This is a genomic window from Janthinobacterium goodfellowi (assembly GCF_051380695.1).
Taxonomy (GTDB): Bacteria; Pseudomonadota; Gammaproteobacteria; order Burkholderiales; family Burkholderiaceae_D; genus Janthinobacterium.
This window is the reverse complement of record NZ_JBNYXN010000001.1, coordinates 1,289,173-1,304,868: the sequence shown is the minus strand read 5'-3', so window position 1 is coordinate 1,304,868 and position 15,696 is coordinate 1,289,173. Positions and strand designations below refer to the sequence as shown.

Here is a 15,696-nt window from a genome sequence, read left to right as displayed (position 1 = left end):
CAATTTGAATTATTATTAGAAAGACACGCCCCGCCTTTTCCGCCTGTCTTGTCGTCTTGCCCGCTGCCAACGGCGTGCTGCATGGATACTAAATTGCCGCGTACCCTGTACTTTCACGCTGCAAAATGACAATATGTCGGCCTTAACAACACGTTGAGAGTTCCGGCTCACTTCGGTTTTCATCAGACTGGAACGTAAAGTATGGCAGGGCGAGGCAGGATCACACGGGGCGGCGGCAAGCGGGGCAGGCAGGAGAATGCGTCATGATGACGCCCTTGATGCTGCCTTCCGCACAGCTGCGCGGCGACCGGATAGCCCGGCTGAACTTGCTGGCCGCGGCGGGCATGCTGGCCACGGCCAGCCTGCTGCTGATCCTCTTCCAATTGTTTTCCCTCCAGGCATCCTTCCAGCGCAACCTGCACATCCAGGCCGACATGCTGGCGCCCGCCGCCGCCCAGGCCATGCGCCAGGACAACCGTCTTGCAGCGCAACAACTCCTCGCTCCCCTCGCCGCCGCCCCGCATATCCGGCAAGCACTGCTCTACAGCCCCTATGGCACGCCGTTTGCCCGCTATGCGCGCAGCAGCATCGATGCCGTGCCCGCGGCGCCGCGCAACGGCCTGCACATCGATTACCTGGACGGCAGCGCCGCCATCCTGAAGGCCTTGCCCGGCGGCGGCGCGCTGTACCTGCGCGCCAGTCTGGCGCCGCTGTACGCCAGCCTGGCGCAATTTGCCGCCTTCACCCTGCTCGTCTGCCTGTGCGCATTCGGCCTGACGTTCCTGATGGTGCGCCGCACGCGCACCGCCGCCCAGCATGCGGAAAACCATTTGCACTACCTGGCCCACGTCGACTCCGTCACGCAGCTGCCGAACCGCCATGAATTCAACGACGCCCTGGCCTACGCGCTGGCGCGCGCCGACCGCCAGGACAGCAGCGTGGGCCTGCTGCTGCTGGACCTGGACAACTTCAAGATCGTCAACGATACGCTGGGCCACCATTGCGGCGACCAGCTGCTCAAGCTCGTCGCCGAGCGCCTCGTGGCCATCCTGCGCGGCACCGACATCATCTGCCGCATCGGCGGCGACGAATTCGTCGTCATCGTCGAGCCGGCCGACGACAGCTCGGAAATGGCCAGCGTGGCGCGCAAGATCCTCGCCGTGCTGGCCGCGCCATTCGACCTCGAAGGCCACCAACTGTATGTCAGCGCCAGCATCGGCGTGAGCCTGTATCCGTTCGACGCGCAGGACGTGGCCACCCTGACGCGCAATGCCGATACGGCCATGTACCACGCCAAGCACCAGGGCAAGAACCGCTACGCCGTGTTCAAGGCCGAAATGGAATTGCGCGCCCAGCGCCGCCTGCGCATGGAAGCGAACCTGCGCCGCGCGCTGCAAAACGAGGAACTGTATCTGCATTACCAGCCGCAGATCGACTTGCGCAGCGGGCGCATCGTCGGCGTGGAAGCGCTGGTACGCTGGAACTGCCGCGAAATGGGCCAGCTGAGCCCCGCCGAATTCATCCCTGTGGCCGAGGAAAGCGGCATCATCGTCGACCTGGGACGCTGGGTGCTGCAAAGCGCCTGCCGCCAGGCGGCCCTCTGGTGCAAGGCGGGGCTGCTCGATTCGCTCGAGCACGTGGCCGTCAACCTGTCGGCCTGCCAGGCGCGCGACCCGGGCCTGATGGACGACATCCGCGCCATCCTGCACGAAACGCAGCTGCCGCATGGCTTGCTGGAGCTGGAAATCACGGAAGGGGTCCTGATGGACAATATCCACGCCAACGTGGAGCTGATGCGGCGCCTGCAGGAAACGGGCATCCATTTGTCCGTCGACGATTTCGGCACCGGCTATTCGTCGATGTCCTACCTGAAGCGCCTGCCGATCGACCAGCTGAAAATCGACCGCAGCTTCGTGCACGACCTGCCCGGCGAGGGCGAAGCCATCGTCACGGCCATCATCGCCATGGCGCACAGCCTGCACCTGAAAGTGGTGGCCGAAGGGGTGGAGACCTTGCAGCAGGTGGAGTTTTTGAGAACGGCGGGCTGCGACAACGTGCAGGGCTTCTTCTTCGCGCGCCCGATGACGGCGGCGCAGCTGACGGCATTGCTGCTGGAGCGGCGCGACTGGAGCACGCGCACGATAATGCCTGCTTGAGGTCTGGCCAACGATATTGTCGGATTACGGCCTTCGGCCTAATCCGACCTACGTCATGCACAGGCAGGTCGGGTTAGCGCGAAGCGCATAACCCGACGCCGCCGCTACATCAAGCCAGCTTGGCCGAATGCTCGCGCGTCGCGTGGAAGGTCAATTTCGGCCAGCGCTCTTCCGTCAGACGCAGGTTGACGCCCGACGTGGCCAGGTAGGCCATGTTGCCGGCCGCATCGTAGGCCACGTTGTGGCCCAGCGCGTTCTCGAAATCCTGCAGGACGCGCTTGTCGTCGCAGCTGACCCAGCGGGCGCTGCTGATGCTGGTGCCTTCGAACACGGCGTCGACGCCATACTCGTTGAGCAAACGGCTGGCCACCACTTCGAACTGCAGCACGCCGACGGCGCCCAGTACCAGTTCGCCGCCCTGCACCGGCTTGAAGACCTGCACCGCGCCCTCTTCGCCCAGCTGCTGCAAGCCCTTGTGCAACTGCTTGATTTTCAAGGGATTACGGATGCGCACGGAGCGGAAGAAGTCGGGCGCGAAGTACGGGATGCCCGTGAAAGTCAGCATCTCGCCCTCGGAAAAGCTGTCGCCGATCTGCATGTTGCCGTGGTTCGGCAGGCCGATGATGTCGCCCGCGTACGCTTCTTCCACCTGTTCGCGCGAGGACGCCATGAAGGTCACCACGTTCGACACCTTGATTTCGCGCCCCAGGCGCAAGTGCTTGACCTTCATGCCGCGCTCGAAACGTCCCGAGCACACGCGCAAAAAGGCGATGCGGTCGCGGTGCGCCGGGTCCATGTTCGCCTGGATCTTGAAGACGAAGCCGGTAAATGGCTGTTCGGTCGGATCGACGGAACGCACGGTCGCGTCGCGCGGGCGCGGCGCCGGTGCCCAGTCGACCAGCGCGGAAAGAATCTCGCGCACGCCGAAGTTGTTGATGGCCGAACCGAAGAACACGGGCGTCTGCACGCCGGAGAGGAATTCCTCCAGGTTGAACGGGTTCGACGCGCCGTGCACCAGTTCCACTTCCATGCGCAATTGATCCATCTCCAGCGGGAACATCTCCTGCAGGCGCGGATTGTCGATACCCTTGATGATTTCGAAGGCGCCGTCGGCCTTCTCTTCACCGGCCTTGAACAACATGATCTCGTCGTTCAGCAGGTGGTACACGCCGCGGAAGTTCTTGCCCATGCCGATAGGCCAGGTGACGGGCGCGCACTGGATCTTCAGCACCGATTCGAGTTCGTCGAGCAGGTCCAGCGGATCGCGCGTCTCGCGGTCCATCTTGTTCATGAAGGTGACGATGGGCGTATTGCGCATGCGGCAGACGGCCAGCAGCTTGATCGTCTGCGCTTCCACGCCCTTGGCCGCATCGATCACCATCAGCGCAGAGTCGACTGCCGTCAGCACGCGGTAGGTATCTTCCGAGAAGTCCTGGTGGCCCGGGGTGTCGAGCAGGTTGACGACGTGGTCGCGGAATTCGAACTGCATCACCGAGGAAGCGACGGAAATGCCGCGCTGCTTCTCGATTTCCATCCAGTCCGACGTCGCGTGGCGGCCCGATTTACGGGCCTTGACGGTGCCGGCCATCTGGATCGCGCCCGAGAACAGCAGCAGTTTTTCCGTCAGCGTGGTTTTACCCGCATCCGGGTGGGAAATGATGCCGAAGGTGCGGCGGCGCTGCACTTCGCGCGCGATCACGGCCGGCGCCTTGCTGCTTGCTGGCGCTGCGGCGTTGTCCGCATTGTCGGTGGAATCGGGGGTAGTGATGTCGTTCTCGTTGGCCATATTGGTGACCATAATATGGCCCTCGCAAAAAACCCTCGATTTTACAGAAGGATCGGCCTTCCGTGTGAACTGCTTCACTCTGGCGAACGGCAAAATCGGCGGCGCGAATTGGCCAAGCAGCCGCGCAGTTCATCAAGGGGTCACAATCCGCAGGCAACATTGCACTGCAGAAATGTTGCCCCCCCCTACCCTGGAAACCCGATGAAAATGCTCCTCACCCCCGCCGTCCGACTCATGCAGCGCCTGCGCCTGCTGCCCAAATTCATGCTTGTCTGCCTGGTCTTCCTGCTGCCGCTGGCGCTGGCGACGACCCTGCTGATCTCGGAACTGGGCAAGTCGCTGGCCCAGGCGCAGGACGCGCAGCGGGGCGTGGCCTATGTGCGCCAACTGCAGGAAGGCACGCGCCTGCTGCAGCAGCGGCGCGGCCTCGAGCACTTGCGCCTGAGCGGCAAGGCGGGCATGGACAACACGGCCGTCAATACGCGCATCACGGCCGCGCTGGCGGCCCTGGCGCGCTTGCCGGCGGGCGCGGACTTGCCGCAGGCGGCCGAACTGACGAAGCAGTGGCAAGCGCTGCTGGGCCGCCAGGCGGGCCTCGCGGCACGCGACAGCTATGCGGCGCACACGGCGCTGCTGCGCCAGGCGGCCAAGCTGGGCCAGCTGGTGGCCGACCGCTCGCACCTGAGCCTGGACCCGGACGCGGGCGCCAACCACCTGAGCGCCGTCTTCACCGCCACCCTGCCCGACCTGGCCGAAAGCCTGTCCGACATCGGCGGGCGCGGCGCCGCCTACATCGACACGGGCCTGTTCGAGGCGAACGAGGACCAGCTGGTCAACGCCAACGCCCTTATCGCGCGCCACGAACTGGAACGCCTGCCGGCCCGCTTCGACGAAATCCTCGCCGCCAGGCCCGAATTGCGCGCCAGCCTGCAGCCGGCCCTGAAAGCCGTGCCGGCCGCGCTGGCCTTCCTCGAACGCACGAAGAATGAAGTGACGAATTCCTACGACCAGACCTCGGGCGCGCAATTCCACGCGGCCGGCATGCAGGCGATCGAAGCCCTGCACGCGCTGTCGGGCGCCTCCGCCACCGCGCTCGACAGCCTGCTGGCGCAGCGCATCGCGCGCGACGAGGCGCGCCGCGGCCTGATCCTCGCCGCCATGCTGCTGGTGCTGCTAGCCGCCGCCTACCTGTGCGCGGGTTTTTATGCCGCCTTCGCGCGCGACGTGACGCAATTGCGCGTGGCCGTCGGCGCGGCTGCGGCGGGCGACCTGTCGCAGCGCATCACCTCGCAGGCGCACGACGAAATCGGCGACCTGGTGCGCGACTTCGGCGCCATGACGCACGGCCTGGCCACGCTGGTGCAGGAAATCCGCGGCGGCGCGGCCGTCATCGCGGCGGCTGGCGCCGATATCGCGCAGGGCAACGCCGCCCTGTCCGGCCACACGGCCACGCAAGCGGACGCGCTGGGCGCCACCGTGGACTCGATGCGCGAGCTGACGGCCACCGTGGGCCGCAACGAAGCCCACGTGGGACAGGGACGCACGCTGGTGGCGACAGCGGCCGACGTGGCCCTGCGCGGCGGGCAGACCGTGGGCGCCGTGGTCGAGACCATGGCCTCGATCAAGGCCAGCTCGCACAAGATCGTCGACATCATCGGCGTCATCAACGGCATCGCCTTCCAGACGAATATCCTGGCATTGAACGCGGCCGTCGAAGCGGCGCGCGCGGGCGAGCAAGGGCGCGGCTTTGCCGTCGTGGCGTCCGAGGTACGCAGCCTGGCGCAGCGCTCGAACGAGGCGGCGCTGGAAATCAAGCGCCTGATCGGCGATTCGGTCGCCACCGTCGATGCGGGCGGCGACCTCGTCAATGCCGCCGGCCACACCATGCGGCAAGTCGTCGACGCCGTGCAGGAAGTAGCCGTGGTGATCGGACGCATCAGCAGCGCGGGCGCCGAGCAGAATGGCGAGATCGCCCGCATCAACCAGGCGCTGGCGCAAATCGACGACATGACGCGCCAGAACGCGGGCCTGGTCGACGAGGCGCGCGCCGGTTCGCAGCGCCTGCACCAGGAAGGCGAGGCGCTGACGCAAGCCGTCAGCCGCTTCCGCCTGGGGGAACACGAGGTGCCAGGCCCACGCCAGGCACCTGCCGCGAGCGTGCGCGACGGCTTGCCCAGCGTGCGTCCGGCCGGCCTGTGGAGCGCCAACAAGCCGCGCGTCATATCACAAAATCGCGCGGAACGGCGCAAGGCTAGCTAGTCAAAAGTGTGCGCGTAGGACAAGGACTACAAATCCGCCTCAAAAGAGACTACAAAGTGGCGACTGCTAATCTTATGTTCGCCACTTACATAAGCTTTTAAAGTAGCTACATCGCGATCTGCACCGCGCGGTTGAAAAGAACGCCGTTATCACATGAGTACGGCAGCTTTTTTTGACCAGCAACGCGGCAGTCGCACTCCGATGTAAAAAGAAGCCTGTGAGGAATACTATGAGCCATACTCAACTTATCGCCCCGGTCCAGAAGAACCAGCTGCTGCCGCGCGCCATGCCGGCGGCCGGACGGGAAATCAAGCTTGCGTCGCGGGTTAGCCTCAGCAGTGCACAACAGAATGAATTGCTGGCCGCCCTGCCGCGCGCCGCGCTCGAATCGCTGTTCGAAGACCTGGAACTGGTGGAACTGCCTTTCGGCAAAGAACTGTATGCCTACGGCAATAACCTGGAATACAGCTATTTCCCCACCACCGCCATCATTTCATTGCTGTATGTCATGGAAGACGGCGCCACGACGGAAATCGCCGTGGTCGGCCATGAAGGCGTGGCCGGTGCCTCGCTGCTGGCAGGCGAGCGCGCCATGTGCACGGCCGTCGTGCAAAGCGCCGGCTACGGCTACCGCCTGAAGACGCAAAGCTTGCGCGATGCCTTCAATCAAGGCGGCGCCCTGCCCCAGCTGCTGATGCGCTACACGAACGCCCTGTTTGCGCAGATGGCGCAGAACGCCGTCGGCGGCCGCCACAGCTCGATCGAGCAAAAGCTGTGCCGCTGGCTGCTGGACCGCCTGGACCGTTCGCCATCGAATGAATTGAAAGTGACGCAAGAGCTGATCTCCATCATGCTGGGCGTGCGCCGCGAAAGCATCACGGCCGCCGCCGGCAAGCTGCAGGAAGAAGGCTTGATCCACTATCGCCGCGGCAATATCACGGTGCTGGACCGCGCCGGCCTGGAATGCTATGCGGGCGAGTGCTACAAGGTGGCGAAGACGGAATACGACCGCTTGCTGCGCGACGTGTCGCGCTGCTGATGACAAGCTGCCGTTGACCCGGCAGCATGGACAAAAAAATGGCCGGGCTGCATGCCCGGCCATTTTTTTGCCTCAAGGAAAATTACGCCTCGACATCCGCATCGATGTCTTCCAGCTCCGGCGTCAGCGGCAAGGGAATCACGGCTTCCACGCAAGTCCCCTTGCCTTCCGGCCCCTGGCGCACGGTGAGGGTGCCGCCCAGCAGCAAGGCCCGCTCGCGCATGCCCAGCAAGCCGTGCGACATCGGTTTTTGCAGCGCATCTTCCGTGATGCCGATACCGTCGTCGATCACGCGCAGCACGAGGCCGTGCTCGTTGCGCTTCAATGTCACGCTGACCATGCCGGCGCGCGCATATTTCAGGATATTCGTCAGCGATTCCTGCACGATACGGAACAGGGCGATCGTCAAGGTCGCTTCGCGGTTGTCGATATTGATGGCCACATCCGTTTCGCAGCGCACGGAGCTCATGCGCGCAAAATCCTCGCAATAGCTTTCGATGGCGGCACACAGGCCCAGGTTGTCCAGCAGGCTGGGGCGCAGGTCTTCCACGATGCGGCGCTTCAGTTCCACCGTTTCCAGCAAGGTCGCCTTGGCGCGGCGCAATTGCGCGGCCAATTCCGGCTGCGTGTGCGCCAGTTGCTGCGTGACGGCGCCCAGGTCCATGCTGATCGAGGTCAGGTTGGCGCCCAGCTCATCGTGCAGCTCGCGCGCCAGGCGCGCCTTTTCCACTTCATTGACGCTGATCAAATGGCGCGACAGCACGGATAATTGCTCGGTACGCTTGCTGACCGTCGATTCCAGGGTGTCGTTGGCATTTTGCAATGCATACTCGACGGCCGCGCGGTTCTGGAAACTGCGCCGCACCAGCTGGTAAAACATGATCAGCACGAGGATGGCCAGGGCATTGATGCCGATGCCGAGCAGCACGGCTTTCTGGTACTCATGATAAAAGGCGGCGCTGCCGGACGACAGCGCTTCATTCTGTTCGCGCGTCATGATCACCACCTGCAGACGGATCTCGTCCATGGTGGCGCGGTCATCGGTTACGCGGGAAATGTTGACGATCTCGGCCAATCCGCCCTGCTTGTAGACGTCGATCGACTGTTGCAGCATCGACATCTTGCGACGGATCAAGCTTTTCAGCTGGCCCAGGTTTTTCAGCTGGGTGGGACTGCCCGCAAGCAAGGTTTGCAGTTCGTTGAATTCGTTTTCGATTTCGGTGGTGGCGGTCTTCGACGGCCCCAGATAGGTTTCCGAGCCGGAAATGAAATAGCCGCGCAAGCTGCTTTCCGCGTCGAGCACGAGCACGTTCAGATACTGCAGACGGTCCGCCACGCGGGCGCTCTGGCTGAGCAAGGCATTCGTGCCCTTCAGCGACTGCAGGTTGTGATAGAGACTGAAACCATTCAATACAAGCAACAAGGCGCACGTCACGCACAGGATCGTCTTGTACAGGGGCAGGCGGTGATTCGGGGCCGGTTCAGCGGTGAAATACATCCTGATGTGCATCCTTAGCAAGGTTCGGCGCGGGAGAGAGCGCCGGCGCCGGCCAATTATAGTCCTCGCCACAAACTGCTGCACTGCACAAGTCGTGCTGGCCAGCTGGCTGAGCGATCATGTTTCCATGATCGCACCGCAGCGCTAGTCAAGCAAATTGTTTTTCATTGCGTAATAGGTCAAGTCGCTGTTCGATTGCAAGCCCATTTTTTCCATGATGCGCGTACGGTAAGTACTCACCGTCTTGATGCTCAACGACAAGGCCACGCCGATATCGGACACGGTGGCGCCACGCGCCAGGCGCAGGAAGACCTGGAACTCGCGGTCCGACAATTCCGTATGCAGGGCGGCATTCGTGTCGCGGTCGAACGACTGCGCCAGCAACTCGCCCACGGTGGAGCTGACATAGCGGCGCCCCTGGAATACGGTGCGCACGGCCGTCATCAGCTCGTCAGCCTCGCATTCCTTGTTCAGATAGCCATTCGCGCCCATCTTGAACAGATTTAGCGCGTATTGCTGCGCGGGATAGCCGCTGAGGATCAGCACGGGCAATTCCGGCTGTCCCTGGCGGATCGTGCGCAAGGTATCGATGCCGCTCTGGTCGGGCATGGCTATATCGAGCAGCAATACATCGCAAATTTCGCGGCGGGCGATATCGAGCGCTTCGCGCCCCGTACCGGCTTCCGCCACCACACTGAAGTCGCTTGACGACGAAAAAATCTGTTTGAATCCAGCTCGTACTATTTGGTGATCATCACAAATGGCAACGCGTATCATTGTTTCCCCTTAAATTTTCCTGGCCTGGGAAAGACTACCGGAACCTGAACGCTGCTCCAGCTTAGCGTCACTAACAAAAACGCAACATTAACATTATATTCAAAATATGGCGCGCCGCACGGTAGCGGCAGCGCCAAGGCAAAGTACCCATCCAGTATAGTCAACCGGTACCGGACAACCTCACCTATATTGGTACAAATCTTATTTTAGCAAGTTTAAAATCGCAATTAATTCATTGCGTATCCACGCCCGGTCCAGCGGCGCTTCCTGCGGCACGACGGGCATGGCCGGCAGCACAGGCAACTCGTCGGCGATGGCATGCGATGCGCCACGGCTATCGAGCTTGTTGCGCGCGCCGCTGATGGTAAAGCCTTGCTCATACAGCAATTCGCGGATGCGGCGTATCAGCAGCACCTCATGGTGCTGATAATAACGGCGGTTGCCACGTCGTTTGACCGGCTTGAGCTGGGAAAACTCCTGCTCCCAGTAGCGCAGTACGTGCGGTTTGACGCCGCACAACTCGCTCACCTCGCCGATCGTGAAATAGCGTTTCGCCGGAATGGGCGGCAAGGGGGCGATCAACTCGGTTTTACTGATACGCTCGTTCATCGCCACTCACTCAGGCAGCACGTGCCAGCGGACTGGTCTCTTCGACCATGCTTTTCAGCTTCTGGCTCGCATGAAAGGTCACGACGCGGCGCGCCGTGATGGGAATCTCTTCACCCGTCTTCGGATTGCGGCCCGGCCGTTGCGGCTTGTCGCGCAACTGGAAATTGCCGAAACCGGACAATTTGACGGCCTCGCCACGCTCGAGCGCATTGCGGATTTCGTCGAAAAAGGTCTCGACCATATCCTTCGCTTCGCGCTTGTTCAGGCCCACTTGCTCGAACAACAATTCGGCCAGTTCCGCCTTGGTCAAGGTGGGTAAATCTTTTTCCGCTTCCTGGCGCACTTTGGCAACCAGCATGGCCCGATGCAAATCGGCGGCCAGTGCGGATTGCAGTACGGCGGAATCAACGTCGCTGTTATTAATTTTCCTGCCCTGCCTTTTCTGTGCGCCCGAGCCCGCCACATGGCAAGCTCGTCTACGGTTGACGACGGAAAGGCCGTCACGCAAAAAGCGACGGCCAGTCCGGCAATTACGAACGCAGTTTCGCGTCGTGGCCCTGCTTGGCGGCATCGATCAGCACAGCCATCAGGCCGTCGACGACATCGTCTTGCAGGGTGTTTTGAGTATCTTGCAAGCTAATCCGGAAAGCAAGGCTTTTTTCATCCGTTTCCAGCCCTTTTCCACGATATTCATCAAATAAAACAATGGCTTGCACGATACGCGCTGCAGGGCTTGCCTTGGCGGCGGCGTGGAAACTGTCGAGCAGATCCTGCACGGCCACCGATTGCTTGACGACGACCGCCAGGTCGCGGCTGGCGCCAGGGAATTTCGAGATTTCCTGGTACACAGGCACGACTCTTTGCGTCAGGGCAGCGGCATCGACTTCGAACAGCACGGGTGCCAGCGGCAAGTCGTACTTTTGCATCCAGCGCGGGTGCAATTCGCCGATGAAACCGATGACCTTGCCATCGAGTTCCACATTGGCCGAACGGCCCGGATGCAAGGCCGGATGTTCCGCCTTGGTGAAACGCAAGACCAGCGGCGCGAACAGCGCTTCCAGGTCCGCCTTCACGTCGAAGAAGTCGACCGTGCGGGACGGCTGGCCCCACTGTTCGTCGGCCACCGCGCCGTAGGCCATGGCCGCCACGCGCTTGGGCTGGGCGTAGCCGGCCACCGACAAGGGGCCGTTTTGCACGCTGTCGTCACGCTGGTAGATGGCGCCCACTTCGAAGATGCGCACGCGGTTCGTCTTGCGGTTCAGGTTGTAGCGCACATTGGCGATCAGGCTGCCGATCAGCGAGGAACGCATCACGCTCATCTGGCTGGCGATCGGGTTCTGCAATTTGATCGGATTCGTGTTACCCGAGAAATCGCGCTCCCATGCCGCATCGACAAAGCTCATGTTAACCACTTCCTGGAAGCCCAGGTCGGCCAGCTCATGACGTACCGCAAACAAGGAGCGGGTATTTTCCGGTGCGATCTGCATCACGTTCGCTGCCACGGGCGGCAAGGTCGGGATGTTTTCAAAACCATATACCCGCGCCACTTCCTCGATCAGGTCTTCCTCGATCTCGATATCGAAACGGTAGCTGGGCGACGTGACGGAAAACACGCCGTCCGCCAGGGTGAACGGCAGCGCCAGGCGCGTGAAGATGTCGGCGATCAGCTCGTCGTTGAGCGGCACGCCGATGACTTTTTGCGCGCGCGCCGTGCGCATCGTCACAGGCTGGCGCTGCGGCAGGTTCACCACGTGGTCGTCGACGGGGCCGACGGTGGTAGCCGGCGTGCCGCAGATTTCCACGATCAGGGCCGTGATGCGCTCGATGTGCTCGACGTTGGTGGCGAAATCGACGCCGCGCTCGAAGCGGTGCGCCGCATCGGTCGAGAAATTCAAACGGCGGGCGCGGCCTTGGATGGCGTTCGGCCACCAGAATGCCGCTTCCAGGTAGATGCTGTCCGTATCGTCCGACACGGAGCTGGCGTCGCCGCCCATGATGCCGGCCAGCGATTCGATTTCCTGGTCGTCCGCAATGACGCCGATCCACTCGTCGACGGCAACGGTGTTGCCATTCAACAGCTTGACGGATTCGCCCGCCTTGCCCCAACGTACGTCGAGGCTGCCGTGGATCTTTGCCAGGTCAAACACGTGGCTGGGACGGCCCAGTTCCAGCATGACATAGTTGGAAATGTCGACCAGGGCCGACAGCGGACGCTGGCCGCTGCGCTCGAGGCGCTGCTTCATCCAGTCCGGCGTGGCTGCCTTGGCGTTCAGGCCGCGGATGACGCGGCCCGTGAAACGGCCGCACAGGTCCGGCGCGCTGACTTTCACGGGCAGGATTTCATCGCTGGAAACCGGCACGGTGCGGAACTGCGGCGCATTCAGGGGCACGCCCGTCAATGCCGACACTTCGCGCGCCACGCCCAGCACGGACAGGCAGTCCGCCTTGTTCGGCGTCAACTTGATGGTGAATTTCAAGTCGTTCAAGGCAAAGTAATCGCGGAAATTCTGGCCGATCGGCGCGTCGTCCGGCAACTCCATCAAGCCGGCGTTTTCTTCCGACAATTTCAATTCGCGCGCGGAGCACAGCATGCCTTGCGACTCGACGCCGCGCAGCTGGCCCACCTTGATTTCAAACGGCTTGCCGTCGGCGCCAGGGGGCAACACGGCGCCCGCCATCGCGCAGACGACTTTCAAGCCCGGGCGCACGTTGGGCGCGCCGCAGACGATGTTGAGCATGGTGCCCGTGCCGACATCGACCTGGCACACATTCAGGCGGTCCGCGTTCGGATGTTTTTCCATCTCCAGGACCAGGCCCACCACCACGTTCGAGAATGGCGGGGCGACAGGATCGACGTCCTCGACTTCGAGACCGGACATGGTCAGCAGATGGGCCAGTTCGTCCGAAGTCATCTTCGGATCGACCATGGTACGGAGCCAGTTTTCGGAAAATTGCATAATCAAGCCTTCAAAGGGTCAAAGCTCACAGCGCGAGCGCACGGGCGCTCAAGCGCCATGAATCAAACGGAACAACGCTTAGTTGAATTGCTTCAGGAACCTTAAATCGCCTTCATAGAACAGGCGCAGGTCGTTGATGCCATAACGCAGCATCGTCAAGCGTTCCAGGCCGGAGCCGAAAGCAAAACCGATGAATTTCTCGGGATCGAGGCCGAAGTTCTTCACCACGGTCGGATGCACCTGACCTGCGCCCGACACTTCCAGCCAGCGGCCTTTCAGGGGACCCGAGCCGAAGGCGATGTCGATCTCGGCCGACGGTTCCGTGAACGGGAAGTACGACGGGCGGAAGCGCACTTGCAGGTCGTCCGTCTCGAAGAAAGCCTTTACGAAGTTCAGGTACACGCCCTTCAGGTCGGCAAAGCTGATGTCTTCGGCGATCCACAGGCCTTCGACCTGGTGGAACATCGGCGAATGGGTGGCGTCGCTATCGACGCGGTAGGTACGGCCCGGCGCGATGACCTTGATCGGCGGCGTATGCGTGCGCGCATAGCGCACCTGCATTGGGCTCGTGTGCGTGCGCAGCAGCAAGGGCTTGCCATCGGTGTCATTGCCGTCGATGTAGAACGTATCCTGCATGGAACGGGCTGGATGGTTTTCCGGGCTGTTGAGCGCCGTGAAATTGGTCCAGTCGTTTTCGATTTCGGGGCCGTCGGCCACGTCGAAGCCGATCGAGCGGAAGATTTCCTCGACCCGCTCCCACGTGCGCATCACGGGATGGATGCCGCCGGGCATGCGGCCACGGCCTGGCAGGGTCACGTCGATCGCTTCGGCGTTCAGACGGCCTTGCATCTGGGCATCAGCCAGCGCATCACGGCGCGCCGTCAGCGCGTCCTCGATCTGCACTTTGACGGCATTGATCAGGGCGCCCTGCGCCTTGCGCGCGTCCGGGTCCAGCTTGCCCAGGCCCTTCATCATTTCAGTAATCTGGCCAGTCTTGCCCAGGTAGCGGGCTTTGGCGTTTTCAAGTGCGGCAGCGTCTGCGGCGGCGATAAAGTCAGCCTGGGCCGAGACGACGAGTTCTTCTAGGGAGTTCATGCGGCTTTTCCTGTTTTGGAAATCAATCCTGGATTTAGTAATCTAGAACCCAACAATCAAAAACGGAAACGGGGCATAAGGTTCACACCCCTGCCCCGCTCTTTATAACGTCACCCTACGGATGACGTTGTGCAATGACCGATGCTTACGCAGCGATTTTTGCTTTCACTGCGTTGACAATCGCAGCGAATGCTGGCTTGTCCATCACAGCCATATCGGCCAGGACTTTACGGTCCAGTTCGATATTTGCTTTTTTCAAGCCGTTCATGAATACGCTGTACGTTACGCCGTGCTCACGGGAAGCGGCGTTGATACGGGCGATCCACAGGCGGCGGAAAACGCGCTTCTTGTTGCGGCGATCGCGGTAAGCGTATTGGCCAGCGCGCATAACTGCTTGCTTGGCAACACGGTATACACGGCTGCGGCGACCACGGTAGCCTTTAGCTTGAACAAGAATCTTCTTATGACGGGCACGAGCTGTAACCCCACGTTTTACTCTAGGCATAGTAACTCCTTAAATTGAGTGTGAGATTAAGCAGTCGGCATCATGCGCATGACGGATGTGACATCCGATGCGTTGATGTTACGGGTACCGCGCAACTGACGTTTGTTTTTGGTGGTTTTCTTGGTCAGGATGTGGCGTTTGAACGCGTGACCCGACTTGACTGTTCCACCTGGACGCACGCGAAAACGTTTTTTCGCGGAGCTTTTGGTCTTCATTTTAGGCATAGCAATCTGTCCTCTTACGGACAGCTCCATTTATAACAGGATTGCAGGTGGCAACACGACGCTGCGCTTAGATGCCTGCTTTCACATGTTGTGCAGCGGATGCGAGTCCGCTACAGTTCACGCGGCCCGCACATTGCTGAGCGGGCCGCGCAAATTCTGCCTGGAATCTAGTGTCGCACCAATGCTGGCACAAACCACGTCGATCCACAGTAAAACGCTATTGTAGCTTACTTCTTCTTCTTAGGCGAAAGAACCATGATCATTTGGCGGCCTTCCATCTTCGGGAACTGCTCGACCTGGCCGTACGGCTCCAGATCGGCTTTCAGACGTTCCAGCATGCGGAAGCCAATATCCTGGTGCGCCATCTCACGACCGCGGAAACGCAAGGTGATCTTGGTTTTATCGCCATCTTCGAGGAACTTGATGAGATTACGCAACTTGATATTGTAGTCACCATCATCAGTCCCCGGACGGAATTTGACTTCCTTCACGAGGATGATCTTTTGCTTCAATTTGGCTTCGTGAGCTTTCTTTTGCTCCGAATACTTAAATTTGCCGTAGTCCATCAAACGGCACACCGGTGGCTGCGCGGTAGGCGCAATTTCCACCAGGTCGACGTTTGCCTCTTCCGCCAGGCGGAAGGCTTCAGCCAAACTTACGATACCGAGTGGCTCGTTATCGACCCCGCTTAAACGCATTTCAGGGGCAGTGATTTCGCCATTGATGCGATGTGACTTGTCAGTAGCTATTGTAATTTCCTTTAAAAATCTTGTAAGACGGTCGTGCAGCGA

The 15,696-nt window shown here is 61.3% G+C and carries 13 protein-coding genes; 3 read left to right on the top strand and 10 right to left on the bottom strand.

Annotated features, from left to right (window positions below):
- The first annotated feature begins 263 nt into the window (after positions 1 to 263).
- Positions 264 to 2,156 carry a putative bifunctional diguanylate cyclase/phosphodiesterase gene (locus ACQ4WQ_RS05935; protein ID WP_436495326.1) on the top strand — a complete coding sequence of 631 codons (1,893 nt, stop codon included), beginning with the start codon at positions 264 to 266 and terminating at the stop codon, positions 2,154 to 2,156.
- 109 nt (positions 2,157 to 2,265) lie between these two features.
- On the opposite strand, the gene ACQ4WQ_RS05930 is transcribed toward ACQ4WQ_RS05935, so the two are convergent.
- Positions 2,266 to 3,942 carry a peptide chain release factor 3 gene (locus tag ACQ4WQ_RS05930; RefSeq protein ID WP_326457758.1) on the bottom strand — a complete coding sequence of 559 codons (1,677 nt, stop codon included), beginning with the start codon at positions 3,940 to 3,942 and terminating at the stop codon, positions 2,266 to 2,268.
- A 201-nt stretch (positions 3,943 to 4,143) separates the two neighbouring features.
- Between ACQ4WQ_RS05930 and ACQ4WQ_RS05925 the strand changes: the two genes are divergently transcribed.
- Both ACQ4WQ_RS05925 and ACQ4WQ_RS05920 read left to right on the top strand, forming a co-directional pair.
- Positions 4,144 to 6,201 (top strand): methyl-accepting chemotaxis protein, encoded by a 2,058-nt coding sequence (locus ACQ4WQ_RS05925; protein WP_436495324.1) that lies wholly within the window; start codon positions 4,144 to 4,146, stop codon positions 6,199 to 6,201.
- A 229-nt stretch (positions 6,202 to 6,430) separates the two neighbouring features.
- Positions 6,431 to 7,240 (top strand): Crp/Fnr family transcriptional regulator, encoded by an 810-nt coding sequence (locus ACQ4WQ_RS05920; RefSeq protein WP_034783188.1) that lies wholly within the window; start codon positions 6,431 to 6,433, stop codon positions 7,238 to 7,240.
- 82 nt (positions 7,241 to 7,322) lie between these two features.
- Here ACQ4WQ_RS05920 and ACQ4WQ_RS05915 read toward each other — a convergent pair whose 3' ends face one another.
- The 9 genes from ACQ4WQ_RS05915 to infC form a co-directional block, all read right to left on the bottom strand.
- The gene (locus ACQ4WQ_RS05915; protein ID WP_436495322.1) at positions 7,323 to 8,738 is read right to left on the bottom strand and encodes a sensor histidine kinase; all 1,416 of its coding nucleotides are present in this window, start codon (positions 8,736 to 8,738) and stop codon (positions 7,323 to 7,325) included.
- A gap of 144 nt (positions 8,739 to 8,882) precedes the next feature.
- Positions 8,883 to 9,515: a response regulator gene (locus tag ACQ4WQ_RS05910; RefSeq protein ID WP_034783185.1), complete on the bottom strand. Its 633-nt coding sequence runs from the start codon at positions 9,513 to 9,515 to the stop codon at positions 8,883 to 8,885.
- A gap of 201 nt (positions 9,516 to 9,716) precedes the next feature.
- Positions 9,717 to 10,124, bottom strand: a complete 408-nt coding sequence (locus ACQ4WQ_RS05905) for a MerR family transcriptional regulator (protein WP_326457759.1) — start codon at positions 10,122 to 10,124, stop codon at positions 9,717 to 9,719.
- Between the two features lie 10 nt (positions 10,125 to 10,134).
- Entirely contained in the window at positions 10,135 to 10,482 is a 348-nt protein-coding gene (locus ACQ4WQ_RS05900; RefSeq protein ID WP_010399205.1) for an integration host factor subunit alpha, read from the bottom strand.
- 172 nt (positions 10,483 to 10,654) lie between these two features.
- On the bottom strand, positions 10,655 to 13,081 hold the full coding sequence (pheT, locus tag ACQ4WQ_RS05895) for a phenylalanine--tRNA ligase subunit beta (protein ID WP_436495319.1): 2,427 nt from the start codon (positions 13,079 to 13,081) through the stop codon (positions 10,655 to 10,657).
- A 78-nt stretch (positions 13,082 to 13,159) separates the two neighbouring features.
- Entirely contained in the window at positions 13,160 to 14,176 is a 1,017-nt protein-coding gene (pheS, locus tag ACQ4WQ_RS05890) for a phenylalanine--tRNA ligase subunit alpha (protein WP_034751917.1), read from the bottom strand.
- Between the two features lie 145 nt (positions 14,177 to 14,321).
- On the bottom strand, positions 14,322 to 14,681 hold the full coding sequence (gene rplT / locus ACQ4WQ_RS05885; RefSeq protein ID WP_010399214.1) for a 50S ribosomal protein L20: 360 nt from the start codon (positions 14,679 to 14,681) through the stop codon (positions 14,322 to 14,324).
- A 26-nt stretch (positions 14,682 to 14,707) separates the two neighbouring features.
- A complete protein-coding gene (gene rpmI / locus ACQ4WQ_RS05880) occupies positions 14,708 to 14,905 on the bottom strand; it encodes a 50S ribosomal protein L35 (protein ID WP_038493025.1) in 198 nt (65 codons plus the stop codon).
- 227 nt (positions 14,906 to 15,132) lie between these two features.
- Positions 15,133 to 15,693, bottom strand: coding sequence for a translation initiation factor IF-3 (infC, locus tag ACQ4WQ_RS05875; protein ID WP_205711303.1), 561 nt, complete (start codon positions 15,691 to 15,693; stop codon positions 15,133 to 15,135).
- Positions 15,694 to 15,696 lie beyond the last annotated feature (3 nt).

Bases quoted from the DNA above. Each gene is read 5' to 3' on its own strand.
- ACQ4WQ_RS05935 (WP_436495326.1), top strand. From the start codon at position 264: ATGATGACGCCCTTGATGCTGCCTTCCGCACAGCTGCGCGGCGACCGG.
- ACQ4WQ_RS05930 (WP_326457758.1), bottom strand. From the start codon at position 3,942: ATGGCCAACGAGAACGACATCACTACCCCCGATTCCACCGACAATGCG.
- ACQ4WQ_RS05925 (WP_436495324.1), top strand. From the start codon at position 4,144: ATGAAAATGCTCCTCACCCCCGCCGTCCGACTCATGCAGCGCCTGCGC.
- ACQ4WQ_RS05920 (WP_034783188.1), top strand. From the start codon at position 6,431: ATGAGCCATACTCAACTTATCGCCCCGGTCCAGAAGAACCAGCTGCTG.
- ACQ4WQ_RS05915 (WP_436495322.1), bottom strand. From the start codon at position 8,738: ATGTATTTCACCGCTGAACCGGCCCCGAATCACCGCCTGCCCCTGTAC.
- ACQ4WQ_RS05910 (WP_034783185.1), bottom strand. From the start codon at position 9,515: ATGATACGCGTTGCCATTTGTGATGATCACCAAATAGTACGAGCTGGA.
- ACQ4WQ_RS05905 (WP_326457759.1), bottom strand. From the start codon at position 10,124: ATGAACGAGCGTATCAGTAAAACCGAGTTGATCGCCCCCTTGCCGCCC.
- ACQ4WQ_RS05900 (WP_010399205.1), bottom strand. From the start codon at position 10,482: ATGCTGGTTGCCAAAGTGCGCCAGGAAGCGGAAAAAGATTTACCCACC.
- pheT (WP_436495319.1), bottom strand. From the start codon at position 13,081: ATGCAATTTTCCGAAAACTGGCTCCGTACCATGGTCGATCCGAAGATG.
- pheS (WP_034751917.1), bottom strand. From the start codon at position 14,176: ATGAACTCCCTAGAAGAACTCGTCGTCTCGGCCCAGGCTGACTTTATC.
- rplT (WP_010399214.1), bottom strand. From the start codon at position 14,681: ATGCCTAGAGTAAAACGTGGGGTTACAGCTCGTGCCCGTCATAAGAAG.
- rpmI (WP_038493025.1), bottom strand. From the start codon at position 14,905: ATGCCTAAAATGAAGACCAAAAGCTCCGCGAAAAAACGTTTTCGCGTG.